Source organism: Rhodococcus sp. IC4_135 (assembly GCF_011602025.1).
Classification (GTDB): Bacteria; Actinomycetota; Actinomycetes; order Mycobacteriales; family Mycobacteriaceae; genus Rhodococcus_F; species Rhodococcus_F baikonurensis.
Window position 1 is genome coordinate 70,706 of the sequence record NZ_JAAOLG010000015.1, and the last position, 11,268, is coordinate 81,973.

Below are 11,268 nucleotides of genomic sequence, written 5' to 3' on the forward strand. Positions count from 1 at the left end.
GCAGAATGTCAGTTCGCACCGGGTTGACCACTTTGATCGCTGTTGCAGCCGTGTTTACCCTGACGTCGTGCGGTAGCGATTCGACGGGATCCACCGAGCAGACGCCGGTCGAGATCTCGGTGAAGAACCTTGCGTACACGCCGAACTCCGTCACCGTGCACACGGGACAGACCGTCACGTGGATTTTCGAGGATCAAGGTATGCCACACGATGTCGTGTTCGCGGAACTCGGGACCAAGAGTGACCTGCAAGGAAGTGGAACCTACAGCCAGACCTTCGACAAAGCCGGAACCTTCACGTACACATGCACACCACATCCGAACATGACCGGCACGATCATCGTCGAAGAGTGAGTGACGACATGAAAGTGAACGAGGCTGCAGCCTCGGATGATTCGCGCGGACTCGTCGACCGCGACGCTTTGGGCAGGATGATCGCGCCGGTGAGAGATCGACTCCTCCTGGGGGCGGGTCTGTCTGCGTTGTCGGTGCCGCTGCGCTTTCTGCCCTACGTTGCGGTGGTCGAGATCGCACGAGTGCTCTTGACCGGCACGTCGTTGAACGTGATCTGGTGGTGGGCCGCGATCGGCGCAGCGGGCACAGTTCTCGGTTTCGTGGTCTACAACGCGGCCCTGACGGTGTGTCACACCGCCGACGCACACTTCAAGTACTCGATCCGCTCGCGTATCGCGCGGCACCTGTCCCGAGTTCCTCTGGGGTGGTTCGCAAACGGCGGAACCGGTGAAGTGAAACAAGCGATGACCGACGACGTCAAACGGATGCATCTCCTCGTCGCTCATCTTCCTGCCGACGTGGTGCCTGCCATCCTGTCGCCGGTAGTGGCTCTGGTCTATCTGGTGGCGATCGACTGGAAGTTCAGTCTTGTCCTGGTCGGCTACATCGGAGTGTGTCTCGCCCTTACCGCACCATCGATGCGCAATGCGTATCGAACGAACGTCGACTCGTGGAACCGCGCCATGGCGACATTGACCTCTGCAACAGTCGAACTGGGTGACGGCATCGAGGTTGTCAAGACGTACGGGAGTGGGAGTCGCGCGTTCGCGCGCTACTCGAGTGCTGTGGATTCGATGGTCGCGGTGTGCGTGCGATGGATGTCGGGGATGGGAAGGCCGGTGGTCGCGATGTCGATCCTTCTCTCTCCGGCGGTGCTCATCGTGGTCATCACGGCGACGGGGATTGCACTGCTCTCCGGGGGCTGGATCACCCCGGTAGCTCTTGTTGCTTTTCTGGTCGTCGGGATAGGTGTGCCGTCGTCGGTTCTCCATCTGGGAACGATGGCCAACCTCTACCGCGAAGGCCAACTGGGAGCCACTCACGTCGAGGGCATTCTCGGCGAACCCGCGTTGGCCGAACCCCAGGAGCCGGTCTCGGCTCGGGGCACCTTGGTCGAGTTTGATTGCGTCGGATTCGAATACACCGCCGGGCAGCGCGTCCTCGAGAATATTTCCTTCGAGATGCAGCCGGGCACCGTTACCGCGATCGTCGGACCGTCCGGCTCCGGAAAGACCACGTTGGCACGTCTACTTCCGCGGTTCTGGGACGTGACGGACGGGTCTGTTCGCCTCGGTGGAAGCGATGTACGAGATCAGTCCAGTCGTGAAGTCTTGAAATCGATGGCCATCGTCTTCCAAGATGTTGTCCTCTTACGGGATACCGTGCGCGAGAACATTCGGCTCGGTCGGCCGGATGCAACCGATCTGGAGGTGGAGACAGCAGCGAAGCGGGCGCAGATTCACGACGTGATCATGCGACTGCCCGACGGGTACGACACCGAGATCGGTGGTAGTTCGGGTGGTGAGTTGTCGGGTGGGGAGAAGCAACGCCTGACCATCGCTCGCGCGATCCTTCAGAATCCGCCGATCGTCATCCTGGACGAGGCGACCTCGCAGGCCGATCCCCACAGCGAAGCGGCCCTTCAACGGGCGCTGGGCGAGATCAGTGCAGACGGCGGCACCATGATGGTGATCGCTCATCGACTGCACACCATCCGCTACGCGGACCAGATACTCGTACTCGACGACGGAAGAATTGTGGAGAAGGGTACACACGAACAGCTGTCGGAGTTCGGGGGAACCTACGCGCGGATGTGGGCGCTCCAGAATCCCCTCGGCGAGGACATGACTCCGCGGAAGGTACTTCAATGATTCGGGACCTGGACGAGATCCTCGGACGAGACAACGGGATGCGAGGCCAGATAGTAGGTTTCACGCTCGCCGGGATACTCGAGGGTGTCGTTTTCGCCTTGACGATCCCGATACTGAAAGCGGTTGTCCGCGGCGACTACGGCGCTGCAATTCCATGGGTTGTCTCGGCTGCTCTCGTGGCGGCGGCCTGCGGCGCCGTACGGTGGATAGCCGAGAATCGTGCGTACCGCATCGGAATCGAGCGTTTTGCCGGTGGAATCATGCACCGACTGGGCGAGCATCTGGTGCAGATTCCGCTCGGGTGGTTCAGTAAGGCAAACCGTGGAGCGTTCACTCGTCTGGTCACCGAGGGCACAGCGATCTTGATGAGCATCCCGGGAATGATCGTCGCGCAACTCGTCACCGTGACCGTCACTCCCGCGACCGTGGCGATCGCTGTCCTGTTCGTCGACTGGAGATTGTCCTTCGCGATGGTCGTCTTCGTTCCACTGGGGGTTCGCGCTTACCGCAACGTGCAGCGGGCGGTTGTGCCCGAATACGAGGCGATTGGAAAGAGTGAATCCGAATTGGCATCGCGCGTCGTCGAATATGCACAGGCGCAACAGGTTCTGCGCTCAGCCGGTAAGAGTGACGAAGGATGGAATCGGCTGGACGAAGCTCTTGTGTCCAACCGGGACGCACACCTCCAGGAAATCGGCTCGGTCGACAAGTATCTGCTGCGCTTCATGATCGTGGTTCAGGTTGCCTTCCTTGCCGTACTGGCTCTGGCGGCACTGCTGGTCACCACCGGGTCCATCGACACCGCAAGCGTGATCGTTGTTCTCGTGTTGGCCGTGAGGTTCGTGGAGCCGATGCAAATGCTCGCAGGATTCGGTGAAGGTATCTCACTGGCCCGGGTGTCGCTCGGATCTGTCCGAGAGATGATCGATGTACCGGTGCTGGCGGAGCCTGAGGTGCCGAAAGAGCCTACGTCGTATGATATTCGGTTCGATTCGGTCTCCTTCGGCTACGGCCCGGATCGCGTGATTCGTGGCGTGAGCCTCGAATTCCCGGAAAGTTCGGTCACCGCGTTGGTCGGCCCTTCCGGTTCCGGAAAGACAACGCTGGTTCGGCTGATCTCCAGATTCTGGGACGTTGACGAAGGAACGGTGTCGATCGGGGGAGTAGATGTTCGCGACATCGGAACGAGAGCATTGATGTCTCGGATATCGACTGTCTCGCAGCAGGTTTACCTGTTCGACGGAACCATTGTGGAGAACGTTCGGTTGGCGAGACCGGATGCCACCGAGTCGGAGGTCCGCCGAGCGGTGGTCGATTCCAGACTAGGCGAAGTGATCGATCGTCTGCCGAGCGGCGAAGAGACGAGAGTAGGTGAAGGCGGATCGCTGCTGTCCGGCGGTGAACGTCAGCGGGTGTCGATTGCGCGCGCCTTCCTCAAGGACACTCCGATAGTTCTACTCGACGAAGCGACTTCCGCCCTCGACGGCGAGAACGAAGTAGCGATCACCGAGGCAATTCACCGATTGGCCAGTGGTCGAACGGTGGTGGTCATCGCTCACCGCCTGTCGACTATTCAGGGAGCAGATCACATCGTGTTTCTCGAAGGCGGCACAGTTGAAGAGGTGGGTTCTCACCAAGACCTGATCGCGCACGGCGGAAAGTACTCGGATCTGTGGGCCGAGCGCAGTGGCGCGGAGGGATGGAGGATCGACCGAGCGCGAGAGCCATGAGCAAACCGTGTGGTTTGATCGAAGAATGGACGAAGCCGCTGCAGATCCGGTGAAACCGCCGCGGAAGCGCCGATGGCCTCGATGGGTCGCAGGCGTTGCGGTGCTCGGAGCAGTTGTCTACGCGGGCTCGATCGTGTGGATTTCCGTGGCGTCGGCCGGACATACGTCGGACGCCGCCGATGCTCCCGACGCTCCGGTGGTGATCGTGCTGGGCGCGCAGATCAAGGACGGTAAGCCGATGGCGTTCCTGAAAGGGCGACTGGACGCAGCAGTCGAACTGGTGGAAGCGGGAAAGGCTAAAGCGATCCTGGTCTCCGGCGACGCGAACGGAGGCTCGGGTGACGAGATCGCGGCGATGACGAACTACCTGGTGGAGAAGGGAATCGATGAGCGTCGCATCGTCGGGGATCCCTACGGCCTCGACACCTATGACACCTGCTTCCGGGCCATACATACGTATGGGGTGACCAAGGCGTTGATCGTCACTCAGGGGTATCACGTGCCACGCGCTGTGGCGTTGTGCCGAGACGTCGGCATCGACGCAGACGGGGTGAACAGCGATTGCGGGTGCGCAACTCCGACGCTGATCAAGAACGCCGCGCGGGAGTGGGTTCTTGCCAAGCCCAAGGCAGCGCTGGACATGCTGTGGAGTCGGGACGCAAAGGTGACGTCGCCGTCGGAGGACTCGGTCCAGGTGGCGCTGTCGATTCCCTGACGCGGGGTGAGTGCGCACGGTTTCTGTCGAGTGAACACACGCTCCCGAGAGTCGGAGCGTGTGTTCACTCGAGATGAAGGGTGCTAGCTCGACAGTCAGATCAGTGCTGCGGCGGCAAATGCTCCCAGTGCGATCAATGCCGCGCCGGTGACGCTCTGCACGCGACGGTCCACGACGCACATGATCGAGAGGAATCCCGGCATCGAGCCACCACGCTTGGTGTGCACGATTGCCGCGAGGCTGGGCATGCAGCGGCCAAGGGATACGACCGTGAACAGCGCCGCGCCGAGAGCCGGTGAACCCGAGGCGATGACGCCGAGCGCCAGGAGGTAGTACGCACTGGAGCGGATGAAGATCAGAAATCCCGGGCCGATGATCGCGCCGAAGATCAGCGAGACCTTCCAGGGCGCCATGGTGCGGCGCAGATGACGAGGAAGCTGTTGGCGCCGCATCGGAGTCGGCATCTTCATTGCACCCAGCTCGTGCAGCCCGTACGCAACCGCGACGACGGCCCAGACGCCCAGCGCCCAGCTGATCGGGACGTAGCCGGACATCGTCGCACCGAGGGCGCCGATCAATGCCCCGGTGACGGCCCCCGTCGTGACCGAACCCAGTGCGTGCCAGCCGAGTCGGCGGACGGGAGTCGAGGATCCCTTCCGATCTACCTGCTTCGGCGCGGCAACAACTCCGGCGACGGACATTCCGCAGGTCGACCAGTTCGCGGCCAGCGACGTAACCAGTCCGGCGCCGATAACAGCTGTGGTCAAAGCTGTTGTCGCGGACGGCGTGGCCACGAGTGCGAGGCCGGCACCCGCAGCAGCGCCCGCCGCGACGAGGCTGACACGGGTCGCGGTGCCGACGGAGCCTTGAAGGGTCGGCCGGATGTCAGGAACATCGGTCTGCAGTGGGCCGTGTGAGAGAACAGTAGTCATCAGATCCTCCGAAGTGTTTGTCGTTCAGGAAAAGTATTGAGTCGAAGTCGCAGCGAAAAGTGATGAGCCAGAGTTCACAGCACTGTGATGACTCCGATCATGTACGGGTGGACGGAGCACGAATACTCGTAGACGCCGACGCTCTCGAACGTGTGCCGGAACGTTCCGTCTCCGGTGATACCACTGTCGAACAGACCGGGTGATTCCACGTGATGCAGGAGTCCACCGTCGTCGAAGCGCCACTCGACGGTGCCGCCGTGTTCCACGGTGACGTCCATCGGGCTGAACTGAACATTGCTGATCTCGACCACCACGTCGGGGACGGGATCTTCTGTGCCGCAAGACGAAACATACGTTGCTGTGACGGCGAGGACGAAGCCGGCGATCCACCTCCTCACTATTGAACGATCACGGTGCCCACCATCATCGGGTGGGGCGTGCAGTGGTAGGTGAAGGTGCCGGCGTCGTCGAACGTGTACGAGAAGGTTCCCTCGGTGAGCAACTCGCTCTTCAGTTTCCCGTCGAGATCACCGTTGCCGACCACGTCGTGGGGGAGTCCGCTGTCGTCGAACTTCCATTCGACGGTCTGCCCCTTCTCGATGGTGACCGATGCTGGTGTGTACGCCATGTTCTTCACCTCGATCACGACGGCAGGTTCGTCAGACGACGCACCGGCGTCACTACTGCAGGCGGTGAGGCTCAATGCCGCGCAGGCTGCGAGGAAAGCGGGAACGAGTTTCTTCATGAGGGTTTTCTCCATTCTTCGACTTGTCAGCGGACGTAACGCAGATTTGCCGTCATGCCTGCTTCGAAGTGGTAGGCGTTGTGGCAGTGGAACATCCACTCGCCGGGGTTGTCGGCGTCGAACTCGATGGCAAGCTCGGTGCCGGGTAGGACGTTCACGGTGTCGCGGCGAAGCCCGCCGTAATCCGGTACCGCAAAGGTGTGGCCGTGGGTGTGCATGGGATGCCACATCGTGGACGTGTTCTTCATCGTGATGCGGACCCGTTCACCCTGTTTCATGACGAGCTTGCCCGCATCGGCTCCCGCCATTCCCCACACGTATCGATCGCCGGCCTGGATCAACTCGATGTGGTAGTCGCGATCAGGCGTCTTCGTCTCGAGCCGTGCGGATTCCGTTGGCCGGAGTTCGCTTTCGGTTACCAGCCGCCTGGCCAGCTCCGAGAGGTTTCCGCTCACATCCGGGTTCGCCAGGGCCAACGCGTCGGTGCTGCGTAGGACGGTCGACGCATAACCATCTCGGCCCTCGACCTTCGCTACCACCGGCCATGTTCCCGACTTCACCGTCACCAATACGTCGTAGCGTTGGGCCATGCCGACGATGATGGTGTCGGCAGGAGTTGGCTCCACGTCGTAGCCGTCGGTAGCGACGATTGTCATCTCGTGACCGGCCACAGCGAACCGGTACGGAGTTTCGGCCGCTGCGTTGACGATTCGTAGTCGCAGGGTCGAACCGGGCGCTGCAGTGACGACAGCAGGATCATCGGGTGGCCGCCCGTTGATCAAGTGCAGCGGATACGCGATGTGTTGAGTCATCCCGCCGAGTGGTTCGGAAGAACCGTGTCCGCCGCTCACCAACTGCTGCGCGACGGACATGTCGGCTTCCGGGTGTTCCGCCGGAGTTGTTGCCCCACCGCCGTGTCCGCCGTGCCCGCCCGAAATTGCCGGGTTCAGGGCCATCAGGACGGAATCCGGGTTGGTTCCCAATCCGTCGAGCCAGTCGTCGAGCACCAGGACGGCATCGACGTCGGCCCCGGTGGTGTCGTTCGGATCCTCGACGATCATGGCGCCGAAGAGCCCCCGATCGGCCTGTAATCCGCTGTGCGAGTGGTACCAGTACGTTCCCGGATCCGGGGCGATGAAGTTGTACTCGAAACTCGAACCGGCTCCGATGGGAGCCTGCGTGGTGGGTGCCGCGCCGTCCATGTCGTTGCGGATTCGAATTCCGTGCCAGTGCAGTGTTGTTTCGGCGTCGAGGCCGTTCTGGACGCTGACGTTCACCCGGTCACCGGACTTCAGTCGAAGTTCCGGAGCCACCGCAGCGCCTCCGTACGTCCACGTGTCCACGAGGCGTCCGCCAAGATCTACCGTCGAGAATCCGGCGGCAAGGGCAAACGCAGCGGTGGTCCCGTTCCAGGCTCGCGCCGATTCTGCGGCGGCAACTTCGGGGTCGGCGGGCAGGATGTAGTCGAGATCGGTCGTGGGCGTCGGAGATGCTGCAGTGGAACTGCATCCGGCAATCGTCCCCATGGCGCCGAGCCCGAGTGCTCCGGCGCCGAGCGCTCCCAAACTCAGGAAGCGGCGCCGGCCCATCACCACACCGGATCCGGGACGGCTCATCGGAGTACTTCTGGTGTGATCAACCCGCTGACATCCCCGACGTTGCCCGAGACATCGACGGAACTGACCTGCTCACCGGTGCTCGCGTTGTAACCCACGATCTTCTGCGGAGCGGAGCCTTCGACTTCTGGTCCCGAACCGAGCACGTAGAACGTGGCGCCGTCGACGGAGAAGGTCATGCTCTTGATGTCTGTCAGGCCGAGGTCTGCAAGCGTCAAGCTCTTCACCGGGGCGAAGGTCGTTGCGTCGGACAGGTCGATCTTGACCAGTGAGCCTCCCCGAGCAGAGTCCGGATGAATAGCCGTGTCCGTGTACGCGATTGCGAGCCGGGTTGCGTCGGCGTTGATGACGTTCTCCGAGAATCGACCGGAGTCCTGCCCAGCGTTCCCGATCGGCTTGACACCTTCCTGAGGCAGTCCGTTGGAGAAGTCGAAGACGTACACATCGCCGTTCTCACTGACCAGCAAGGCTTTTTGTGCTTCCGATGCCCACGTGACCTTTCGGGTGGAGACAAAATCTTCGGGTAGGACCTTGCTTCGGGCGGTTTCCTTGGGAACACCGTCGTCACCGATCGTGACGTGTAGCAGTTCCCGGGAGTCCTCGCAGACGCTGTACAGCTCGTGATCGACCATCCACGTGAACGGACCGCAGCCGACTATCTGGAGTGCGCCGGTTGCTTCCTTCTTCTCGAGATCGACCACTCTGATGCCGTACAAACCGTCATCCCAAGTGACAAAGAACTTGCCGTCCGAGGTCACCGCATTGGAGCCGGGACGGGAATGTACGCGTGCGACGTCCGGAAGCATGACCTCGGCTGGTTCCAGCAGGTTGCCGGAGTAGGTGCTGACCGTGAAATCGGCTGCGCCACGGGAACCTCGGGGGCGCCACACCTCCGCAGCGAGCACCGCAGGATCTTCGGCGGAATCCCCGACGAATCCGTGAATGACCGGATCCCAGATGCCCGGGCCGACGGTGATCCGGCTCTCGGCCACACCGGTCTTCGGATCGATGACGTTGACGCTGAGCTCGAGCTGGCCGAATCCACCTTCGACGCCGAGGAGGCGGTCAGCTGCGATCGGGGTGATCGAACCGACGTGCAATGGCTCGGGAATGGTATCGCCGATTTCCTGGTCGTCGTGTCCGAGGGAGATTCCCTCGCCCGGAGCAGTGAACGGAACTGTCGGATAGGTGACATCACCTGCGCTGGACGGTTCGTCGTCGTCGGACGAACTGCAACCGGCCAGCGCGAGTACGACGGTGAGTGGGATGACGGCAACGGCGGGGCGCGCCAGTTTTCGGGTTCGCGGACTGCTCATGATCCGGCACCGACCTTGGGGCGCTCGGCCGGTCGAGTCTGGCAGTCCTCACCGATGATGGGCGCCATCGTGCAGGTGTATGCCTGAGACTCGTCGGAGACACACCAGATGATTTCCTGGTCGTAGCTTCCGGAGACCGGGTTGTACATCACGGCCTGCATGTCCGGTTCGCCGCAGAATGCGTTGGAACACGAAGGCGCACCACAGCAGTCGTAGTAGGCGATCAGATAGGTCTTACCGGTATCAGGGTTCGTGCAGCATCCGACCCAGAACTCTGCGCCGGGCTTGCTGCCGGGGGCGCAGGTGGTGACACCGCCGCCGTTGCATGCGGCACAAGACGTTCCGTCCATGTTGCACCAGCGCCAGTACTCGCACTCGGCCGGATCTTTACCGTCGTAGACAGGGACAAGGGGTTCGGGGCCAGGTGCCGGTGCAGGAACCTCGGGCTCTTGGGCGAAGGCACTACGCGTCACAGGAAGTGTGCTGATCAGTGCCACTCCTGACACACCCATGGTCCACTTGCCGATCCGACTGATCATGGACCGCCGCGAAACTCGTTCGGAAAGTTTGCGTCCGGTTCGACTGGTGAGCGAACCGCCTTGGCCGGCCATCCATTCGGCCTGGGCCTGAACTGTCGCCTCGTCGACGGGATATCGGTTCTCAGTCATGTTGTGCTGCGGGAATTCATTGTCGTCCAACGATTTTCTCCTGATTCGTGAAGAGGATCGAACTGTGCGGGAAGATCAGGCCGCGCTGCCGGATTTCGCCTGGGCATGAAGGTGCTGGAGTGAGGGGGTGCCGGTTTCGAGTGCATTGAGCAGGCTTTCCACCTGAGCCATGTGATTGCACAGGCCCTTCCCTCGGATCTTGCCGTGCTCGTCGAGAATCACGCCGTACGGAGTGGTGCCCACCTGGTACGCGATACCGACGTCGCGAGCGTCGATGTAACTGAGCTCGGAACCGATCCCGCTGCCGGCCAGGAACTCGCGATGCTCCTCGGGTGTTCCGTCGGAGATGATGATCACGTCGAGATCCGATTCGGCTCGGGCCATTGCCCTTACGCCGGGAAGAAGGCTCTTGCACGTCGAGCAACTCGGTGCTGTGAACAGCAGGAGTTGGGGCTTGTCGCGGTGACCACCGACTCCGACGGTTCGTCCTTCCTGGTCGATCAGACCGGCAAACGACGGGCCGACCTGTTCGACCTTGGGGCCGGTATCCATCATCCGGGCGCCAAGAGGTCCGAGACGTACTTGGACGCGGCCGATTTCACGAGCCAGAGCAAGAACCATCAGGAAGAGAACGGCTACGGCGATCACCAGGATCACGGTCGCGACGAGAAGGAAAGTGGTCATCGTGGAAGTCCTGCCTTCGAGTTTTCGGTGCGGTGGGTGTGGTTCACGAGCCGTACCGGGATGTGGTTTCGGCGGTGCGGAGTCGGATGGAGGCGCTCGACAGGTAATCGTCGACAGGGCGTCGCCCCAGATGGACCACCGAACGAATCTGTGCGAGAGCAACTCCAGCCAGAACGAGGAGGAATCCGAAGGTCGCCGCCACGACCTGGACGCCGATCTCAGCCTGTCCGGCGGTGGCCGCCACTGCCACAGCGATCACCGCGAGTGTTCCGGCACGAACGGCGTGGAACCATCCGATTCGCGGAATCTCGCCGACTCCGAATGCAAAACAACCGCAGTCCAGATCGCGTCGCCCACGCAGGAGGTTGATCGTGAGGCCCGTGAAGAACGACGCGAACATGACGGCAGCAGCCAAGGCAGCGAGGCGATGGGCAACGCCGAGAACCAGAAGGATGCCTACGACGGTTTCCGCGACGGGAAGGATGCGAGCGATCGGCGCTTCGAGTCGTACCGGCAACACTTTGTATCCGCGCACTGAACGAAGGACCCCGTCGTGCTCGTTCAGCTTGGGAATGCCGGCGAGCAGGAGAACGAATCCGATGATCGCCGAAGTGGTGGCGCTGACCAAGCCCATGCTTCCTCCGTTCCTCTCAGGTAGTGCCGGTGGTGTGTGGGACACATCCTGTACGGGCGATGCT

12 protein-coding genes are annotated in these 11,268 nt (G+C 61.9%); 4 read left to right on the forward strand and 8 right to left on the reverse strand.

The features are described from left to right. Window positions 1–5: 5 nt before the first annotated feature. From G8767_RS23410 to G8767_RS23425, 4 genes are read left to right on the forward strand one after another with little or no spacing between them, the layout of a single operon-like run. Entirely contained in the window at window positions 6–353 is a 348-nt protein-coding gene (locus G8767_RS23410; RefSeq protein ID WP_095972024.1) for a cupredoxin domain-containing protein, read from the forward strand. Next, entirely contained in the window at window positions 350–2,164 is a 1,815-nt protein-coding gene (locus G8767_RS23415; RefSeq protein ID WP_346843026.1) for an ABC transporter ATP-binding protein, read from the forward strand. Before G8767_RS23410 ends, G8767_RS23415 begins: the two co-directional genes overlap by 4 nt. Further along, on the forward strand, window positions 2,161–3,894 hold the full coding sequence (locus tag G8767_RS23420; RefSeq protein WP_166812066.1) for an ABC transporter ATP-binding protein: 1,734 nt from the start codon (window positions 2,161–2,163) through the stop codon (window positions 3,892–3,894). Before G8767_RS23415 ends, G8767_RS23420 begins: the two co-directional genes overlap by 4 nt. A 25-nt stretch (window positions 3,895–3,919) precedes the next feature. Continuing rightward, window positions 3,920–4,609 (forward strand): YdcF family protein, encoded by a 690-nt coding sequence (locus G8767_RS23425; RefSeq protein ID WP_166812068.1) that lies wholly within the window; start codon window positions 3,920–3,922, stop codon window positions 4,607–4,609. A gap of 95 nt (window positions 4,610–4,704) precedes the next feature. Here the strand turns inward: G8767_RS23425 and G8767_RS23430 are convergent, their stop codons facing one another. From G8767_RS23430 to G8767_RS23465, 8 genes are all read right to left on the reverse strand, one after another. Further along, entirely contained in the window at window positions 4,705–5,541 is an 837-nt protein-coding gene (locus tag G8767_RS23430) for a methylamine utilization protein (RefSeq protein ID WP_166812070.1), read from the reverse strand. A gap of 74 nt (window positions 5,542–5,615) precedes the next feature. Next, entirely contained in the window at window positions 5,616–5,939 is a 324-nt protein-coding gene (locus G8767_RS23435) for a cupredoxin domain-containing protein (RefSeq protein ID WP_166812072.1), read from the reverse strand. Further along, the gene (locus G8767_RS23440) at window positions 5,939–6,286 is read right to left on the reverse strand and encodes a plastocyanin/azurin family copper-binding protein (protein ID WP_003940240.1); all 348 of its coding nucleotides are present in this window, start codon (window positions 6,284–6,286) and stop codon (window positions 5,939–5,941) included. The genes G8767_RS23435 and G8767_RS23440 overlap by 1 nt, the downstream gene beginning before the upstream one ends. A 26-nt stretch (window positions 6,287–6,312) precedes the next feature. Beyond that, window positions 6,313–7,902, reverse strand: coding sequence for a multicopper oxidase family protein (locus tag G8767_RS23445; protein WP_166812074.1), 1,590 nt, complete (start codon window positions 7,900–7,902; stop codon window positions 6,313–6,315). Further along, window positions 7,899–9,218, reverse strand: a complete 1,320-nt coding sequence (locus G8767_RS23450) for a hypothetical protein (protein ID WP_166812076.1) — start codon at window positions 9,216–9,218, stop codon at window positions 7,899–7,901. The genes G8767_RS23445 and G8767_RS23450 overlap by 4 nt, the downstream gene beginning before the upstream one ends. Further along, window positions 9,215–9,886 (reverse strand): methylamine dehydrogenase light chain, encoded by a 672-nt coding sequence (locus G8767_RS23455; protein WP_029256402.1) that lies wholly within the window; start codon window positions 9,884–9,886, stop codon window positions 9,215–9,217. The genes G8767_RS23450 and G8767_RS23455 overlap by 4 nt, the downstream gene beginning before the upstream one ends. A 75-nt stretch (window positions 9,887–9,961) precedes the next feature. Beyond that, complete coding sequence (locus G8767_RS23460; protein WP_095972032.1) at window positions 9,962–10,570, reverse strand: redoxin domain-containing protein; 609 nt, start codon at window positions 10,568–10,570, stop codon at window positions 9,962–9,964. Between the two features lie 43 nt (window positions 10,571–10,613). Further along, window positions 10,614–11,204, reverse strand: coding sequence for a MauE/DoxX family redox-associated membrane protein (locus G8767_RS23465; RefSeq protein ID WP_166812078.1), 591 nt, complete (start codon window positions 11,202–11,204; stop codon window positions 10,614–10,616). Window positions 11,205–11,268: the final 64 nt, after the last annotated feature.

What these genes read in the sequence shown, in the direction of transcription:
- G8767_RS23410 (WP_095972024.1), top strand. Translation starts at nt 6, where the DNA reads ATGTCAGTTCGCACCGGGTTGACCACTTTGATCGCTGTTGCAGCCGTG.
- G8767_RS23420 (WP_166812066.1), top strand. Translation starts at nt 2,161, where the DNA reads ATGATTCGGGACCTGGACGAGATCCTCGGACGAGACAACGGGATGCGA.
- G8767_RS23425 (WP_166812068.1), top strand. Translation starts at nt 3,920, where the DNA reads ATGGACGAAGCCGCTGCAGATCCGGTGAAACCGCCGCGGAAGCGCCGA.
- G8767_RS23430 (WP_166812070.1), bottom strand. Translation starts at nt 5,541, where the DNA reads ATGACTACTGTTCTCTCACACGGCCCACTGCAGACCGATGTTCCTGAC.
- G8767_RS23440 (WP_003940240.1), bottom strand. Translation starts at nt 6,286, where the DNA reads ATGAAGAAACTCGTTCCCGCTTTCCTCGCAGCCTGCGCGGCATTGAGC.
- G8767_RS23445 (WP_166812074.1), bottom strand. Translation starts at nt 7,902, where the DNA reads ATGAGCCGTCCCGGATCCGGTGTGGTGATGGGCCGGCGCCGCTTCCTG.
- G8767_RS23450 (WP_166812076.1), bottom strand. Translation starts at nt 9,218, where the DNA reads ATGAGCAGTCCGCGAACCCGAAAACTGGCGCGCCCCGCCGTTGCCGTC.
- G8767_RS23455 (WP_029256402.1), bottom strand. Translation starts at nt 9,886, where the DNA reads ATGACTGAGAACCGATATCCCGTCGACGAGGCGACAGTTCAGGCCCAG.
- G8767_RS23460 (WP_095972032.1), bottom strand. Translation starts at nt 10,570, where the DNA reads ATGACCACTTTCCTTCTCGTCGCGACCGTGATCCTGGTGATCGCCGTA.
- G8767_RS23465 (WP_166812078.1), bottom strand. Translation starts at nt 11,204, where the DNA reads ATGGGCTTGGTCAGCGCCACCACTTCGGCGATCATCGGATTCGTTCTC.